Source organism: Streptomyces sp. NPDC053542 (assembly GCF_044544685.1).
Taxonomy (GTDB): Bacteria; Actinomycetota; Actinomycetes; order Streptomycetales; family Streptomycetaceae; genus Streptomyces.
This window is the reverse complement of record NZ_JBITXL010000001.1, coordinates 581,231-597,759: the sequence shown is the minus strand read 5'-3', so window position 1 is coordinate 597,759 and position 16,529 is coordinate 581,231. Positions and strand designations below refer to the sequence as shown.

Here is a 16,529-nt window from a genome sequence, read left to right as displayed (position 1 = left end):
GCGTGGAGAGCAAGAGACGGCACTGGGCGTGGGCGGCGGCACCGCTGACGCTGGCCCTGCTGGCGGTGTCCGGCTGTACGAGCACGCCGGACGCCCCGGCGAAGGCGGCCGGTGCGTCGTCCAGGCCCGGGGCGTCGGCCACGCCCGTGGCCCGAGTGTGCGACAGGCCCGCTGCCGGGCCGGCGAAGGCGCCGGCGGACGCGGTGCCGGTCGACCCCGCGGTGGTCGGTGACCTGGCTGCGAAGACCAAGAGCCGCCCACCGAACACCACGTTCTGGCTTCGACCGGGCAAGCACCGGCTCGACCCGGACCGCTACGCCCAGGTCATCCCCAAGAAGGGGAACCGCTACCTCGGTGCGCCGGGCGCGGTGCTCGACGGCCGGCAGAAGAACCAGTACGCGTTCGGCGGCAGCGCCCGCGACGTCACCATCCGCCACCTGACCGTGCAGGGTTTCGTCGCGCCGCAGAACGAGGGCGTGGTCAACCATGACTCGGCCGACGGCTGGGTGATCGAGCACGCGACGATCCAGCACAACTCCGGCGCCGGCCTGATGGCCGGTGCCCGCCAGCGGGTCCGCGCCAGCTGCCTGCGCGACAACGGCCAGTACGGCATGAATGCGTACAAGTCCGGCGGCCGCATCGGTGACCTGGTGGTCGAGGGCAACGAGATCACGGGCAACAACACCGGCGACTGGGAGCGGCGGCGGAAGGGCTGCGGCTGTACCGGAGGCGTCAAGTTCTGGGCCGTCGACGGCGCCGACGTGCGCGGCAACTGGGTGCACGACAACCGCGGAACGGGGTTGTGGGCGGACACCAACAACAACGACTTCCGCATCGAGAACAACGTGCTGGAGGCCAACGACGGTGCCGCGCTGATCTATGAGACCAGCTACAACGCGGTCATCCGGCACAACACGATCCGGCGGAACAACTGGGTCGAGGGCCGCAGGGCGGCCGACCGGGGCGACAGCTTCCCGTTCGCCACCGTCTACCTGTCCGAGTCCGGCGGCGAACCACGGATCGGAGCCCGCACCGACAAGATCGAGATCTACCGGAACGTGCTGGTGAACAACTGGTCCGGGATCACCCTGTGGGAGAACGCCGACCGGTTCTGCAACAGCCCGGCCAACACCTCGTCCGGTGACTGCACACTGCTGGTGAAGAAGACCGACCGCTGTGCGCGGCCGGCGATCGCCACCGCACCGCTCTACGCCGACTGCCGGTGGAAGACCCAGCGGGTGGACATCCACGGCAACCGCTTCGTGCTCGACAAGTCCGTCGTCAAGTGCACGGTGAAGTGCGACCGCATGGCGGTGCTGGCCAACTACGGCACCTACCCGGACTGGTCGCCGTACCAGGGCGAGGGAGTGGCCGAGGCGATCACCCGAGAGCAGCACAACCGCTGGCACGACAACGTCTACGTCGGACCGTGGAAGTTCGTCGTCCAGGACCCGAGCCAGGTGCTCGACTCCGGGCAGTGGCAGGCCACGCCGTACCAGCAGGACGCGGGCAGCACCTTCGCCCCACGGGCCGGTGGTTGAGATGGACCGGGACTCCGTGGGCACACCGAAGACCGTCGGGATCATCTGGGGGCTGCTGGTCCTCAACACGCTCGGCTCCGCCGGCGCGAAGACCATCGTCCCGCTGCCCCGCTCCCTGATCCAGCTGGTCACCATGGGTGCGCTGGCCGTCGCGTTCTCGCTGGCGCTCGCACTCAATCCCCGGCTGCGCATCCGGCCCAGCGCCTACCTGTTCCTGCTCACCCTGCTGCTGGTGACGAGCGTGCTCTCCAGCGCGCACCTGGAGGCCGGATTCGGTGCGCTGTTCCGGTGCGCCCGGCTGGCCCTCTTCGTCGGCACACTGTGGCTGCTCAGCCGCTGGTGGGACGGCGGCCCGACGTTCGTCCGGCACCACATCCGGATGTACTTCGCGGTGCTCGGGTCGGTGGCCGCGGGGCTGGTCATCTCGCCGGGCGCGGCCCTGCCCGAGCTCTACGGCGGGCGGCTGGTCGGCGCGTTGTGGCCGCTCACGCCGCCGCAGATCGGCCAGTACGCCGCGGTGATCATCGGGCTCACGGTGCTGCTCGTACTGGGCCGCCGGACCGACAAGGTCAGCGCGGCGGTGATCATCGTGCCGTCACTCGTCCTGCTCGCGCTGACCCATACCCGGACGGCCACGGTCGGCCTGCTCGTCGGGCTGGCGTTGGCGATCGGCTCGCTCCTGCTGACCAGCGCCGCTGCGCGCCGGTTCTTCACCCGGGCGGTGCTGTGCGCCGCGGTGGCCGCGGTGGCGTTCAGCTCCGCACTACAGGCGTGGTTTCTGCGCGGGCAGAGCCAGGAGAACTTCTCCAATCTCACCGGCCGGGCCAAGGTCTGGGACGCGCTGCTGGCGGCGCCCCGGTCGACCGTGGAGCAGCTGTTCGGAGTGGGCCTGGGCGACAAGTCGTTCGGCGGGCTGCCGATCGACAACAGCTGGCTGGCCGTCTACCAGGAACAGGGGCTGACCGGCGTCGCCCTGGTCGCGGCGGTCTTCGTCGTGCTGGGCGGCGTCGCGTTGTTGCGGCCACCGTCGCTGTCGAGGGCCTGCGCGATCTTCCTGATCAGCTACTGCGCGATCGCGTCGTACACCGAGGCGGGGCTCGGCGACGCCTCGCCGTATCTCTTGCATCTGGCCGTCGCCGCCTCGCTGCTGGCGGCACCCGCACCTGCCGCGGCCGACCCCCTCACAACGCCCGAAGGCCCTCGACGACGCATCCCGCGCCGGGCCCAGAGATCGGAGGTGATCTGAGCATGCACGGCTTGCACGTTCTCGTCGTACACAACCGCTACGCCTCGGCGCAGCCGAGCGGAGAGAACAAGGTCGTCGACCAGGAGGTCGCGCTGCTGCGCGGCGCCGGCCACCGGGTCGAGGTGTTCGAGCGGCGCAGCGACGACATCGCCGCCCGGTCCCTGCTGAGCAAGGCCGCGGTGCCGCTGCTCGTGCCGTGGAACCCGGCGGTGCGCACGGAGCTCGCGGCCAGGCTTCGTACCGAGCGCCCTGACGTGGTGCACGTCCACAACGTCTTCCCGCTCCTGTCGCCCGTGGTGCTGGCCGCCTGCGCCGACGCCGGGGTGCCCGCCGTCGCCACGCTGCACAACTACACCCAGGTCTGCCCGCCCGGCACGCTGCAACGGGACGGCCGGCCGTGCACCGAGTGCGTCGGGGCGAAGGCGCCGCTCCCCGCCGTCCGGCACGGCTGCTACCGGAACTCCCGCCTCGCGACGGTGCCGCTCGCGGTCAGCCTGTCGGTCAACCGGCGACGGTGGTGGACCGGAGTGGAGCGGTTCCTCTGCATCTCCGCGGCACAGCGCGACGTCCTGGTGCGCGCCGGCATGCCGGCCGAGCGGCTGGCGGTGAAGCACAACTTCGTGCCGGAGCCGGAAGCCCGCCGAGCGGACGACGGCGAGCACGTGCTCTACCTCGGCCGGCTCGCCGAGGCCAAGGGCGTACGGCTGCTCATGGCCGCGTGGGACGAGCTCGCGGCGAGCGGCGGTGTGGGCGTACCGCTCGTGATCGCCGGTACGGGGCCGCTGGAGGGAGAGGTGACCGCCTGGGCCGCGGGCCGGGACGACGTGCGGTACGTCGGCCTGTACGACACGGCGGAGTGCCAAAAGGCCATCGCACGGTCGGTCGCCGTGGTGGCTCCCTCGACGTGGCTGGAGGCGTTCGGCCTGGTGGTCGTGGAGGCGATGGCGGCCGGGGTCCCGGTCGTCGCCGCCGGCCACGGTGCCTTCGTCGAACTCGTCGAGGACGGGGTGACCGGGCTGCTGCACCGGCCGGGCGAGGCCGCCTCGCTCGCGTCCGGCATACGGCGGATCACGGCTGAGCCGGCCCGCAACCGGGAGATGGGACAGGCGGCCCGGCGCCGTTACGAACAGGGTTTCAGCCCGGCCGTCGGGCTGGAGCGCCTGGTGAATGAGTACCGCACCGCGATAAGTGGGGGAAACACATGACACGATGCCGACTCTGCGGCTCGACGGCGCTGGAGAGCGTCGTCGATCTGGGGGCGACACCGCCGTGCGAGAGCTTTCTCGCCGCGGACCAACTGGATCAGCCGGAGCCCGCGTATCCGCTGCACCTGCGGGTCTGCACCGACTGCCGGCTGGCGCAGCTCCCGCCGCTGATCACGCCGGAGGAGACGTTCAAGGAGTACGCGTACTTCTCCTCGTACTCGACCTCGTGGGTGGAGCACGCGCGCACGTACGTCGCCGACGCCGTACAGAAAGTGCGGCTGGGCCCCGACGCCTTCGTCGTCGAGGTCGCGAGCAACGACGGATACCTGCTGAAGCACGTGGTGGACCGGGGAATCCGCTGCCTCGGCATCGAGCCGTCGGTGAACGTCGGCGCCGCGGCGCGGGACGCGGGCGTGCCCACGCTCACGGAGTTCCTGAGCCCGGAGACCGGCGCGGCCGTCCGCGCCGAGCACGGCCCGGCGAACCTGGTCGTGGCCAACAACGTGTACGCGCACATCCCCGACGTCGTCGGGTTCACCCAGGGCCTGCGCGCCCTGGTCGCCGACGACGGCTGGGTCTCCATCGAGGTGCAGCACCTGCTGTCCCTGATCGAGGAGAACCAGTACGACACGATCTACCACGAGCACTTCCAGTACTACACGGTCGCCTCCGCGATCCGGGCGCTCGCCAGCGGCGGACTCGCGCTCGTGGACGTCGAGTTGCTGCCCACGCACGGTGGTTCGATCCGGCTGTGGGCCCGGCCGGCCGAGGTGGCCGGCGAGCCGACACAGAGGGTGGCCGACGTGCTGGCCCGGGAGAAGGCCGCCGGGCTGCAGGAGCTGTCCGGGTACACCGAGTTCTCCGCGCGGGTGGCCAAGGTGCGCCGCGACCTTCTCAAGTTCCTCATCGAGGCGGCCGAGCAGGGCAGGACGGTCGTTGGCTACGGCGCCCCGGGCAAGGGCAACACCCTGCTCAACCACTGCGGCATCCGCCCCGACCTGCTTCCGTACACGGTCGACCGCAACCCGTACAAGCACGGCCGATTCACCCCGGGCACCCGCATCCCGATCCTGCCGCCCGAGCAGATAGCCGCCGACCGACCGGACTATGTCCTCGTCCTCCCGTGGAACCTGCGGGCCGAGCTGGTCCAGCAGCTGTCCTACGTAGGCGACTGGGGCGGCCGCCTTGTCTTCCCCATCCCGGAACTGAGCGTTGTCGAACCGAGCATTGCCGAGGTCAGCAAGTCATGAAGGTCGTACTGTTCTGTGGCGGTTACGGGATGCGGATGCGGAGCGGCGCCGCGGATGACGTGCCCAAGCCGATGGCGATGGTCGGCCCGCGGCCGCTGATCTGGCACGTGATGCGCTACTACGCGCACTTCGGGCACACGGAGTTCATCCTGTGCCTCGGCTACGGGGCCCACCACATCAAGGACTTCTTCCTCAACTACGAGGAGACGACGTCCAACGACTTCGTGCTGAGAGGCGGCCGGACCGAGCTGCTGTCCACCGACATCTCGGACTGGACGATCACGTTCGCGCAGACCGGCATCGAGTCGCCGATCGGGGAGCGGCTGCGCCGCGTGCGGCACCACCTGGACGGCGACGAGATGTTCCTCGCCAACTACGCCGACGTGCTCACCGACGCCCCGCTGCCGGAGATGATCGACCGGTTCGCCCGGCGTGATGCCGGTGCGTCGATGATGGTGGTACCGCCGCAGTCCTCGTTCCACTGCGTGGAGCTGGGCGAGGACGGCCTGGTGGGAGGCATCACCGCGGTCAGCGAACTGCCGCTGTGGGAGAACGGCGGCTACTTCGTGCTCCGCCAGGAGGTCTTCGACCACATACCGGAGAACGGCGACCTGGTCGCCGACGGCTGCGCCGAACTGGCCAAGCGGGGGCGGCTGGTGGCGCACCAGCACCGCGGCTTCTGGAAGCCGACGGACACGGTGAAGGAGAAGGCCGCGCTCGACGCCGCCTACGCCCGGGGCGACCGCCCGTGGGCCGTGTGGGAGCGGGACGACGCGGGGGTGCGCGCGTGATCCGGCTCGGGACCGGGCGCCTGGACCGGATCGTCGCGGTGGGCGCGCACTGCGACGACATCGCCATCGGCGCCGGCGGCACACTGCTGACGTTGTGTCACGCGCGGCCGGGTATCCGCGTCGACGCACTGGTCCTCTCCGGCGGCGGCAGCGAGCGGGAGCAGGAGGAGCAGGCCGCGCTCGCCGCCTTCTGCCCGGGCGCCGACCTGCGGCTGACCGTGCTCAAGCTGCCGGACGGCCGGCAGCGGGCGCACTGGGACGAGGCCAAGACCGCGGTCGAGGAACTGCGCGCGCAGACCGACCCGGACCTGATCCTGGCCCCGCGCACCGACGACGCGCACCAGGACCACCGCGGCCTGGCGCAGCTGATACCCACCGCATTCCGCGACCACCTCGTGCTCGGCTACGAGATCGTCAAGTGGGACGGTGATCTCGGCCGTATGGCGGCGTACCAACCGCTGTCACCGGAGACCGCCGAAGAGAAGGTGCGGCTGCTGGCGGAGCACTACCCCTCGCAGCGGCACCGGCCCTGGTACGACCGGGAGGCATTCCTCGGCCTTGCCCGCATCCGCGGCATCGAATGCCACGAGCGATACGCCGAGGCGTTCGCCGTCACCAAACTCACTCTCAACCTCGGCACTTCCACCCTGGGGGACTGAACCTTGCGCGTACTGCTCACCGGACACCAGGGCTACCTGGGCACCGTCATGGCCCCGGTCCTCGCGGCCGCCGGACACGAAGTCGTCGGCCTCGACTCCGGCCTGTTCGCCGACTGCGTCCTCGGCCCGACGCCCGCCGACCCGGCGGGTCACCAGGTCGACCTGCGCGACATCACGGCCGACCACGTGGCCGGGGTGGACGCCGTCATCCACCTGGCCGCGCTCTCCAACGACCCGCTGGGATCGCTGGCGCCGGAGCTCACCTACGACATCAACCACCACGCGTCCGTACGCCTCGCCAAGCTGGCCCGTGATGCCGGAGTGCGGCGCTTCCTGTACGCCTCGACCTGCTCCGTCTACGGCGCCGCCGGCGGCGACGAGCTGGTCGGCGAGGACGCGCCGCTGCGCCCGGTGACGCCGTACGCGGAGTCCAAGGTGCGGGTGGAGGACGACCTGCACGCGCTGGCCGACGGCGACTTCACCCCGGTGTACATGCGCAACGCCACCGCCTTCGGCTACTCGCCCCGGCTGCGCGCCGACATCGTGCTGAACAACCTGGTGGGCCATGCGCTGCTGTCCGGCGAGGTGCTGGTCCTCTCCGACGGCACCCCCTGGCGCCCGCTGGTGCACGCAGCCGACATCGCACGGGCCTTCACGGCCGCGCTGACCGCGCCGCGCGAAGCGGTGCACGACCGCGCTTTCAACATCGGCAGCGAGGTCAACAACGTCACGGTCGCCGAGATCGCCGAGCAGGTCGCCGAGGCGGTGCCCGGCGCGAAGGTGCGGATCACCGGCGAGAACGGTGCCGACCCGCGGTCGTACCGGGTGGACTTCTCCCGGTTCCGCACGGCGCTCCCCGGCTTCGACTGCGAGTGGACCGTGAAGCAGGGCGCGCTCGAACTCGCCGACGCCTACCGGAAGCACGGGCTGTCCAAGGAGGACTTCGAGCGGCGCTTCACCCGCCTCGCCGTGCTGCGCGCGGCGTCCGACGCAGGCGCCGTCGACGACACCCTGCGGCGGCGCCGATGACCGCCGCGGCTGACGAACAGCCGATGACCGCGCCGGGCAAACAGCCGATGACCGCGGCCGGCGAAGAGATGCACGCGCTGGTGGAGCGGTTGTACCCGCTGTGCCGGAGCATCACCGGCGACGGTGTGCGCGCCACCCTGGACATCGTCGGCGAGTACCTCCCGCTGCAGGTGCACGAAGTGCCGACCGGGACCCAGGTACTCGACTGGACGGTGCCGCAGGAGTGGAACATCCGGGACGCGTACGTCGCCGACCCCGCCGGCAACCGGGTCGTCGACTTCGCCGCGTCCAGCCTGCACGTGCTCGGCTACAGCGTGCCGGTGTCGGCGACCATGCCGCTCTCCGAGCTGCGCGACCACCTGCACACCCTGCCGGACCACCCGTCCTGGGTGCCGTACCGCACCAGCTACTACAAGCCGGAGTGGGGCTTCTGCCTGGCCCAGGAGACCCTGGACGCGATGCCGGACGGCGAGTACGAGGTGCGCATCGACTCCACCCTCGCGGACGGCCACCTCACCTACGCCGAGCACGTCGTCCCCGGCCAGGTCCCCGACGAGGTGATCGTCTCCTGCCACGTCTGCCACCCGTCGCTGGCCAACGACAACCTGGCCGGCATCGCGGTGGCGACGTTCCTGGCCCGGGCGCTGGCGGAGACGACGCCGTACTACACCTACCGGTTTCTCTTCGCGCCCGGCACCATCGGCGCGATCACCTGGCTGGCCCGCAACGCGGAGCGGGTGGACCGGGTCAAGCACGGGTTGGTGCTGGCCTGCGCCGGGGACCGGGGTCAACTGACGTACAAGCAGAGCAGACGCGGCGACGCGGAGATCGACCGGGTGCTGCGGCACGTCCTCACCACCTCCGAACGCCCGCACCGCATCACCGAGTTCACGCCGTACGGCTACGACGAGCGGCAGTTCTGCTCGCCCGGGTTCAACCTCGGCGTGGGCTCGCTCAGCCGGACCCCGTACGCCGGTTATCCCGAGTACCACACCTCGGCGGACAACCCGGACTTCGTCTCCCCGGAGGCGATGGCGGACACGCTCGCCGTCTGCCGCGAGGCGTTCGCGGTGCTGGACCGCAACCGGCGGTACCTCAACCTCAGCCCGTACGGCGAACCGCAGCTGGGACGGCGTGGGTTGTACGACGCGCTCGGCGGCCGCAGCGACACCAAGCAGGCCCAGATGGCCATGCTCTGGGTGCTCAACCTCGCCGACGGCGAGCACAGTCTGCTGGACGTCGCCGAGCGGTCCGGGCTGCCGTTCGACACCGTCGCCGTCGCGGCCGATGCCCTGCGCGGCGCCGGGCTGATCAAGGCATGACGCCGATGACCACCGAGGGGGAGAACACGACGACAACGGCGCCGCCGGCCGGATCCGCCCGGCGGGCCCTCGTCGGCCGGCTGTCCTGGGGGCTGGCCGACCAGGCGGCCTCCAGCATCAGCAACTTCGCGGTGGGGGTCTACGTGGCGCGGTCGCTGGGGCCGACCGCGTTCGGCGTGTTCAGCCTGGCCTGGGTGACCTACGGCGTGGTGCTCAACGTTTCCCGCGGACTGGCCACCGACCCGCTCGTGGTGCGCTTCAGCGGCGTGCCGGATGTGTCCTGGCGCGGCGCTGTGGCCCGGTCGTCGGGTACCGCGCTCGGCGTCGGTGCCGCCCTCGGCGCGGCGTGCCTGGCGGTCGGCCTCGCCCTCGGTGGCAGCGTGGGACCCGCGTTCACGTGCCTCGGCGTCGTGCTGCCGGCGCTGCTGCTGCAGGACGCCTGGCGGTACTCGTTCTTCGCCGCGGGCACCGGGAAAAAGGCGTTCGTCAACGACGTGGTGTGGGGCGTTGCGCTCATCCCCGCCATGGTGGTGGCGGCCCACGTGGGCAGCGTGGCCGCGTTCGTGCTGGCCTGGGGCGGTTCCGCCGCGGTGGCCGCGGCGTACGGCTGCCTCCAGTCCGGCATCCGGCCCCGGATGGGCGGAGCGCGCGGGTGGCTTCGCGAGCAGCGCGACCTCGGCTACCGGTACCTGGTCGAGAACGTCAGCCTCAGCGGCGCGAGCCAGCTGCGGGCGTACGGGCTCGGCGCGATCGTCGGGGTCCGCGCGGTGGGCGCGGTGCGGGGCGCCGAGCTCCTGATGGGCCCGTTCCTCGCCGTGCTGATGGGCCTGTCGCTGGTCACCGTCCCGGAGGCGGCACGGGTGCTGCGGCAGGCCCCGCGCCGCCTCGGCCCGTTCTGCTTCCGGCTGGGGGGCGGGCAGGCGGCCGCCGCACTGCTCTGGGGCGGGGCGCTGCTGCTGGTGCCGGACCGGCTCGGCGTGCTCGTGCTCGGCGACGTCTGGCACTCCGCCTCGCAGCTCATCGTGCCGATCACCTTCGGCGTTGCGGGCGCAGGGCTCGGCACCGGCGCGGCGGCCGGGCTGCGCGCGCTCGGCGCGGCCCGGCGCAGCCTGCGCTGCCAGCTCTTCGCCTCCGCCTGCTACGTCGGCGGCGGGCTCGGCGGAGCGGTCGTGGCCGGCACGGTCGGCTCGGCATGGGGCGTCGCCGCCGCGACCGTCGGCAGCTCGGCCGTGTGGTGGCTGCAACTGCGGTCGGCCCTGCGCGAGCACCACCAGAACACCCTTCGCGAAGTGAGGACGCCATGACTGCTTTTCGCCGCACTCCCCGGCTGAGCATCGGCCTGCCCGTGTACAACGGCGAGGAGTACCTCGCCGAGTCGCTCGACGCCCTGCTCGGCCAGACCTACGAGGACTTCGAGCTGGTCATCTCCGACAACGCCTCGACCGACGGGACCGAGGACATCTGCCGCAAGTACGCCGCGCAGGACTCCCGCATCCGGTACCTCCGGCTGTCCCGGAACGTCGGCGCCACGCCCAACCACAACTACGTGTTCACCCAGTGCCGCGGCGAGCTGTTCAAGTGGGCCTCGCACGACGACCTGTACGCCCGCGACCTGCTGCGGCGCTGCGTGGAGGCGCTCGACGAGCGCCCCGACGTGATCCTCGCGCACGCCGACCAGGCGGTCATCGACGGCGACGGCCAGGTGAAGGTGCCGTACGACTACACGCTCGCCACCGACTCACCGCACGCCCCCGAGCGCTTCCGCAGCCTGCTGTTCGAGCCCGGCGGCGACGACTTCTACGGTGTGATGCGGGCCGACATGCTGCGCCGGGTGAAGCCGCTCGACAGCTATCACCACGCGGACCGCACGTTCGTCGCCGAGATCACCCTGCACGGGCGCTTCCACCAGGTGCCGGAGCTGCTGTACTTCCGCCGCGACCATCCCACCCGTGCCGAGCGCGCGAACCCTTCCAAGCGCGCCCGGTGCGTCAACCTGGACCCGCGCCGGTCGGGCCCGCTGCACCCGACGCCCCGGCTGCTCGCCGAGTACATGGCGGGCTTCGTCACGGCGATCCGGCGGGCGCCGCTCTCCGTCGCCGACCGGCGCGCGTGCTACGGCCACCTGGCCGCATGGATGACCAGCCGCGTCCGGCCGGGCGCCGGCGAGCGGGTCGAGGACCGCGCCCCGGTCGACCCGGCCGCGCTCACCGTCTCCGTCGACGCCCTCGTCGCGGGCCGTGAGGGGAGGCAGCGATGACCCCGGTACGCGTGGGGGTATTCGGCCTGCTCGGCTCCGGCAACCTCGGCAATGACGGATCGCTCGAAGCCGTCCTCGGGTACCTCCGTACCGAGCATCCGGAGGCGGTCGTGGGCGCGCTGTGCGGCGGGCCCGAGGCCGTGACGGCCCGGTTCGGGATCCCCGCGACGCGGCTGCACTGGAACCGCGGGGAGTACCGCACCGCGTCGCGCGCGGGCGCGATCGCGGCGAAGGGCCTCGGCAAACTCGTCGATGTCTTCCGCACCGCCGCCTGGGTGCGCCGGCACGACGTGGTGATCGTGCCGGGCATGGGCGTCCTGGAGGCCACGCTGCCACTGCGGCCGTGGGGCTTCCCGTACTCCCTGTTCCTGCTCTGCGCGAGCGGCCGGCTGTTCGGTACCCCGGTCGCGCTGGTCGGCGTCGGCGCCGCCCCGATCGGCAACCGGCCGACCCGCGCCCTGGTGCGCTGGTCGGCACGGCTGGCCGCGTACCGCTCGTACCGGGACGCCCCGTCCCGCGACGCGATGCGGGCGATGGGCGTCGACACCGCGCGCGACACGGTCCACCCGGACCTCGCATTCGCCCTGCCGACGCCGCCGACGAGCCCACCCTCGGGCCCGCCCGGCACGGTCTGCGTCGGCGTCATGGACTTCCACGGCGGCAACGACGACCGCGCCCGGGCCGACGAGATATACCGGCGCTACCTCGACGGGACGACTCGCTTCGTCCACGCGCTGGTCGCGGACGGCAGGCCGGTCCGGCTGCTCACCGGCGACGAGTGCGACGCGCCGGTGGTCGCCGCGATCCTCGACGCGGTGGACTCGCCGCTGGTCACCGTCGCCGAGACGGCCTCCCTGGCCGACCTGATGAAGGAGACGGCGGCCGCCGACACCGTGGTGGCGACCCGCTACCACAACCTGATCTGCGCGCTGAAGGCCGGCACACCGACGCTCGCACTCAGCTACGCGGCGAAGAGCGACGCGCTCATGGACCGGATGGGCCTCGGCGCGTACTGCCACCCGGCCCGCGAGGTCGACGCCGACCGTTTGCTCGAACAGTTCCGGGAGCTGGAGAAGCACTCGGCCGAGCTGCGGCGGACCCTCGCCGAGCGGAACGAGGCCGCCGTCCAGCAACTCAACGATCAGTTCACCGCCCTGACCACAGCCCTGTTCCCCACGCACGACCACACCCACGTACATCGAGAGGCCCCATGAAAGCGACCGAAGTCCCGCAGATCTCCGGCGCGTACCTGTTCGAGCCGACGCCGTACGCCGACGAACGCGGCTTCTTCTGCCGCACCTTCGACGCCGACGTGGTCCGCTCGGTGGGCCTCGACCCGAACGCCTTCATCCAGGACAGCCTGTCCCGCTCGGCCCGAGGCGTGCTGCGCGGCCTGCACCTGCGCTCCGGCGCCGGCGAGGCCAAGCTCGTGCGGTGCTCGTACGGCAAGGTCTTCGACGTCGTCGTGGACCTGCGGCCGGACTCGCCGACGTACCTGGCCCGGGCCTTCTTCGAGCTGTCCGGCGAGACGCAGACGACGCTGTACATCCCGGCGGGCTGCGCGCACGGCTTCCAGGCGCTGACCGAGACCGCCGACACCTCGTACCGGATCGACCGCCCGCACGATCCGGCCGAGGACGTGACGATCGCCTTCGACGACCCGGAGCTCGCCATTCCCTGGCCGCTGCCGGTCACCTCGATGTCCCAGCGGGACCGGGAGGCGCCGAGCCTCGCCGAGGTCCTGAAGCACAAGGAAGGGTGAAGTCGGCTTGGACACCGAAGAGTTGCCATTACCTCGGTCGCGGGCGGCGAACGAGCGGCTGCACGCCCTCATCCCCGGAGGCGCGCACACCTACGCCAAGGGCGACGACCAGTACCCGGAGGGCCTGGCCCCGGTCATCAGCCACGGCCGTGGTGCCCACGTGTGGGACGTCGACGGCAACCGCTACGTCGAGTACGGCTCCGGCCTGCGCTCCGTCAGTCTCGGCCACGCCCACCCACGCGTGCTGGAGGCGGTGCGGCGGGAACTCGACCGCGGCAGCAACTTCGTCCGGCCGTCCATCGTGGAGGTCGAGGCCGCGGAACGCTTCCTGGCCACGGTGCCGACCGCCGAGATGGTGAAGTTCACGAAGAACGGCTCCGACGCGACCACCGCCGCGGTCCGCCTCGCCCGCGCCGTGACCGGGCGCCCGCGGGTGGCAATCTGCGCCGACCATCCGTTCTTCTCCGTCGACGACTGGTTCATCGGCACCACGCCGATGTCCGCCGGCATTCCGGCGTCGACCACCGAACTCACCGTCTCCTTCCCTTACGGGGACCTGGCCGCCACCGAGGAACTGCTCACCCGCTACCAGGACGAGATCGCCTGCCTGATCCTCGAACCCGCCGGTCACACCGAGCCCCCGCCGGGGTACCTCGCCGGGCTGCGCGACCTCGCCGACCGGCACGGCTGCGTACTGATCTTCGACGAGATGATCACCGGCTTCCGCTGGTCCGAGGCGGGCGCCCAAGGGCTGTACGGCGTTGTCCCCGACCTCTCCACGTTCGGCAAGGCGCTCGGCAACGGGTTCGCCGTCTCCGCGCTCGCCGGGCGCCGCGAACTGATGGAGCGGGGTGGGTTGCGCCACTCCGGCGAGCGGGTGTTTCTGCTGTCCACCACGCACGGCGCGGAAACACACTCGCTGGCAGCGGCGATGGCCGTGCAGACCACCTACGTCGAGGAGGGCATCACCGCTCGGCTGCACGATCTCGGCGAGCGGCTGGCCGCCGGTGTCCGCGACGCCGCGGCGAGCATGGGCGTCGGTGACCACGTCGTCGTCCGGGGCCGGGCCAGCAACCTGGTCTTCGCCACCCTCGACGAGAACGGGCAGCCGTCGCAGCAGTACCGCACCCTGTTCCTGCGCCGGCTCCTCGCGGGCGGGGTGCTGGCCCCGTCGTTCGTGGTGAGCAGCGCGCTCGACGACGCCGACATCGACCGCACCGTCGAGGCGGTGGCCCAGGCGTGTGCGGTGTACCGGAAGGCGCTGGACGCCGGTGACCCCGACACTTGGCTGGCCGGGCGACCGGTGAAGCCCGTGTTCCGCCGCTTGGCGTGACGCAACGTCAGTGGGGGTCCGGCTGACCGGTGTTCGTCGTCCGATCGACCCGCCGGTCGGCCACCCGGTCGACCATCCACGCCGTCACCGGTACCACCGCCAGCGCGGTGCACCAGCCGCCGAGGGCATCGGTCGGGTAGTGCGCGCCCAGGGCGACCTGGGCCCACCCCATCGCGGCGCCGGCGACCAGCCCCGCGGCGAGTACGAGTGACGTGCCGGCCGTCCTGCCAAGGCCGAGCCGGCCGCACGCGAGCAGCGCCACCACGAGGGCGAGCGCGGTGAGGAAAGCGGTGTGCCCGCTCGGATACGACAGATTGCCGGCGCCGTGGATGGTGCGTCCCACCAGGGACTTGAGCAGTGTCGCCGTTCCCACGGTGAGGCATGTCCCGGCAACGACGAGCACCGCCGCGCGAGGACGCCGAAGCAGCAGGCAGCCCGCCACGACGGCCACGATCAGCGTCGCCGCTCCCGCGGGCTCTCCCAGAAAGTCGATGGCCAGCGCGACGCTCCGCCACGGCGGCCGCACACTGTCCGCCGTCGGGTCGACGAACCACCTGTCCACGGTGCCGGGCTCGCTGTGGCCGGCGTACAGGCCCCCGAGCGCGACGACCACCAGCGCGGCAAGGACCGCGACCGGCCCGAGCCGTGCGTGCGGCGACGATCCTGCCAGGCGATCCAACGCGAGCCCCCTCTTCCGTAGCATCCCCGAAGCCAGAACCACCATCTTGTAGCCGACTTGAGGCTCTTGCTCGCGGAATCCACTGGCCCGACGAGACTGAGCCTGTCTCTCTGGACGACAGCGTGCACACCCGTCAGACAGAGGCGCACGCTCCCAACGCGAAACACTCCGCAAGCCCCCCGCACGCTGCTGTCGGGGCGGAAGATTCTTCGTTATTCCTAAAGTAATAAAATCCGATGCTCTGGCGGAGTGGCAGGCAGGATCCTGGATCTCCCGGGATCGGCCGATGGCCGGCGAGGCAAGGCGCGCTGTACGGCGAGACCGGTGAGAGCTAGGGAGGAATTCCATGTTGTCTCCGCAGTCGGATTCGCGAGGGTCTGCTGACGTGACGTTCCTGGATTACGGAATTTCCACCGCCACACGTCTTCTCGACAGTTCGGGACTCGATGCCGAGCAAGGCGCAAGGGTGCTGCGCAGGCTGCTTTCGCCGTGGGGGAGAAGGCGGATCGCGGAGCAACCCGACTGGCACTCGGACGTCTGTGCCGACGGTTCGCCGATCGAGTTTTCCGCGGCCTTTTCGGCTGACTGTGTAAAGGTCCGGGTGCTCGTGGAGGCGATTCCGGACGAGCCCAATACTCTGGCCGCACAGGAATCAGCGATCGAGCTTTCCCAAGGACTCACCCGAGACTTCGGCGCTGTCGACGGCCGACTCGCGGCAGTACGGGATCTGTTCCTGCCGGATGACCGCCCGAGCGGCTTCGCCGTGATGTACGCCGCCATCTTCGCACCGACCGGCCGGCCCGAGTTCAAGGTCTATCTGAATCCGAGCGCCAATCACGCCATGACCGGCGTCGAGCGGACTCGCGAGGCGATGGAGCGCCTGGGGTTCGGTAAGGCATGGAAAGCGATCAGCGCATACGCTCGCCGGGGATTCGACCTCGATCGAATCGTCTACTTCGGTCTCGACCTGACCGACGGTCCCGAGTCGCGCATCAAAGTTTATTTCCGCCACTACGATGCGTCCCCGGCAGATCTGGACGCCCGCATGGAGATTACCGCTCAGCACGAGTCCGGCCTCCTGGGCGACTTCTGCCGCAGGCTGACCGGCCGGGCCGGCAAGCTCAAGGAACAGCCCCTTGTCAGCAATCTGACTTTTACGGCTGCCGGCGAGCATGTCCCGGTGTCCGCCACGGTGTACGTTCCGCTATGGCGGTATGCGGAGAGCGACAGCATAATGCGCGATCGCATCAGCTCCGTGATGACTGATCTGGGGCTTTCCAGCGCCTGCTATCGGAAACTGCTGAACCACATGGCCCGCCGTCCGCTGTCGGACGGGCGCGGGATACACACCTACGCATCGGTGCGCGTGCACCACGGCCACCCCCACCTGACCACGTACTGGTCCTCGGAGCTGTACGACCGGTACCCGCCCGCCCGTTATCAAGGAGGCTGATC

15 protein-coding genes are annotated in these 16,529 nt (G+C 71.0%); 14 read left to right on the top strand and 1 reads right to left on the bottom strand.

The features are described 5' to 3' along the window. The first annotated feature begins 2 nt into the window (after nt 1-2). From ACIGXO_RS02675 to ACIGXO_RS02615, 13 genes are read left to right on the top strand one after another with little or no spacing between them, the layout of a single operon-like run. Nucleotides 3-1,541 (top strand): right-handed parallel beta-helix repeat-containing protein, encoded by a 1,539-nt coding sequence (locus tag ACIGXO_RS02675; RefSeq protein WP_399779279.1) that lies wholly within the window; start codon nt 3-5, stop codon nt 1,539-1,541. Between the two features lies 1 nt (nt 1,542). Continuing rightward, nucleotides 1,543-2,787, top strand: a complete 1,245-nt coding sequence (locus ACIGXO_RS02670) for an O-antigen ligase domain-containing protein (RefSeq protein WP_399779278.1) — start codon at nt 1,543-1,545, stop codon at nt 2,785-2,787. Nucleotides 2,788-2,798: 11 nt separating this feature from the next. Continuing rightward, a complete protein-coding gene (locus ACIGXO_RS02665; RefSeq protein ID WP_399779967.1) occupies nt 2,799-3,992 on the top strand; it encodes a glycosyltransferase in 1,194 nt (397 codons plus the stop codon). Continuing rightward, nucleotides 3,989-5,242, top strand: coding sequence for a class I SAM-dependent methyltransferase (locus tag ACIGXO_RS02660; protein WP_399779276.1), 1,254 nt, complete (start codon nt 3,989-3,991; stop codon nt 5,240-5,242). Before ACIGXO_RS02665 ends, ACIGXO_RS02660 begins: the two co-directional genes overlap by 4 nt. Then, nucleotides 5,239-6,033 (top strand): glucose-1-phosphate cytidylyltransferase, encoded by a 795-nt coding sequence (locus ACIGXO_RS02655; protein ID WP_399779273.1) that lies wholly within the window; start codon nt 5,239-5,241, stop codon nt 6,031-6,033. The genes ACIGXO_RS02660 and ACIGXO_RS02655 overlap by 4 nt, the downstream gene beginning before the upstream one ends. Beyond that, nucleotides 6,030-6,692, top strand: coding sequence for a PIG-L deacetylase family protein (locus tag ACIGXO_RS02650; RefSeq protein WP_399779272.1), 663 nt, complete (start codon nt 6,030-6,032; stop codon nt 6,690-6,692). The genes ACIGXO_RS02655 and ACIGXO_RS02650 overlap by 4 nt, the downstream gene beginning before the upstream one ends. A gap of 3 nt (nt 6,693-6,695) precedes the next feature. Beyond that, on the top strand, nt 6,696-7,721 hold the full coding sequence (locus tag ACIGXO_RS02645; protein WP_399779270.1) for an NAD-dependent epimerase/dehydratase family protein: 1,026 nt from the start codon (nt 6,696-6,698) through the stop codon (nt 7,719-7,721). A gap of 47 nt (nt 7,722-7,768) precedes the next feature. Next, nucleotides 7,769-9,043, top strand: a complete 1,275-nt coding sequence (locus tag ACIGXO_RS02640) for a DUF4910 domain-containing protein (protein WP_399779964.1) — start codon at nt 7,769-7,771, stop codon at nt 9,041-9,043. Beyond that, nucleotides 9,040-10,347, top strand: coding sequence for a hypothetical protein (locus ACIGXO_RS02635; RefSeq protein ID WP_399779268.1), 1,308 nt, complete (start codon nt 9,040-9,042; stop codon nt 10,345-10,347). The genes ACIGXO_RS02640 and ACIGXO_RS02635 overlap by 4 nt, the downstream gene beginning before the upstream one ends. After that, the gene (locus ACIGXO_RS02630; RefSeq protein WP_399779267.1) at nt 10,344-11,300 is read left to right on the top strand and encodes a glycosyltransferase family 2 protein; all 957 of its coding nucleotides are present in this window, start codon (nt 10,344-10,346) and stop codon (nt 11,298-11,300) included. Before ACIGXO_RS02635 ends, ACIGXO_RS02630 begins: the two co-directional genes overlap by 4 nt. After that, entirely contained in the window at nt 11,297-12,514 is a 1,218-nt protein-coding gene (locus ACIGXO_RS02625; RefSeq protein ID WP_399779265.1) for a polysaccharide pyruvyl transferase family protein, read from the top strand. Before ACIGXO_RS02630 ends, ACIGXO_RS02625 begins: the two co-directional genes overlap by 4 nt. After that, entirely contained in the window at nt 12,511-13,062 is a 552-nt protein-coding gene (rfbC, locus tag ACIGXO_RS02620; RefSeq protein WP_399779263.1) for a dTDP-4-dehydrorhamnose 3,5-epimerase, read from the top strand. The genes ACIGXO_RS02625 and rfbC overlap by 4 nt, the downstream gene beginning before the upstream one ends. Nucleotides 13,063-13,069: 7 nt before the next feature. Next, nucleotides 13,070-14,395: a glutamate-1-semialdehyde 2,1-aminomutase gene (locus tag ACIGXO_RS02615; protein WP_399779262.1), complete on the top strand. Its 1,326-nt coding sequence runs from the start codon at nt 13,070-13,072 to the stop codon at nt 14,393-14,395. A 7-nt stretch (nt 14,396-14,402) separates the two neighbouring features. Here the strand turns inward: ACIGXO_RS02615 and ACIGXO_RS02610 are convergent, their stop codons facing one another. Beyond that, nucleotides 14,403-15,098, bottom strand: coding sequence for a phosphatase PAP2 family protein (locus tag ACIGXO_RS02610; protein WP_399779260.1), 696 nt, complete (start codon nt 15,096-15,098; stop codon nt 14,403-14,405). Between the two features lie 361 nt (nt 15,099-15,459). Between ACIGXO_RS02610 and ACIGXO_RS02605 the strand changes: the two genes are divergently transcribed. Continuing rightward, nucleotides 15,460-16,527, top strand: coding sequence for a tryptophan dimethylallyltransferase family protein (locus ACIGXO_RS02605; RefSeq protein ID WP_399779258.1), 1,068 nt, complete (start codon nt 15,460-15,462; stop codon nt 16,525-16,527). Nucleotides 16,528-16,529 lie beyond the last annotated feature (2 nt).

Coding starts and splice junctions, on each gene's coding strand:
- ACIGXO_RS02635 (WP_399779268.1), top strand. CDS start 9,040: ATGACGCCGATGACCACCGAGGGGGAGAACACGACGACAACGGCGCCG.
- ACIGXO_RS02670 (WP_399779278.1), top strand. CDS start 1,543: ATGGACCGGGACTCCGTGGGCACACCGAAGACCGTCGGGATCATCTGG.
- ACIGXO_RS02655 (WP_399779273.1), top strand. CDS start 5,239: ATGAAGGTCGTACTGTTCTGTGGCGGTTACGGGATGCGGATGCGGAGC.
- ACIGXO_RS02625 (WP_399779265.1), top strand. CDS start 11,297: ATGACCCCGGTACGCGTGGGGGTATTCGGCCTGCTCGGCTCCGGCAAC.
- ACIGXO_RS02640 (WP_399779964.1), top strand. CDS start 7,769: ATGACCGCGGCCGGCGAAGAGATGCACGCGCTGGTGGAGCGGTTGTAC.
- ACIGXO_RS02630 (WP_399779267.1), top strand. CDS start 10,344: ATGACTGCTTTTCGCCGCACTCCCCGGCTGAGCATCGGCCTGCCCGTG.
- ACIGXO_RS02610 (WP_399779260.1), bottom strand. CDS start 15,098: ATGCTACGGAAGAGGGGGCTCGCGTTGGATCGCCTGGCAGGATCGTCG.
- rfbC (WP_399779263.1), top strand. CDS start 12,511: ATGAAAGCGACCGAAGTCCCGCAGATCTCCGGCGCGTACCTGTTCGAG.
- ACIGXO_RS02660 (WP_399779276.1), top strand. CDS start 3,989: ATGACACGATGCCGACTCTGCGGCTCGACGGCGCTGGAGAGCGTCGTC.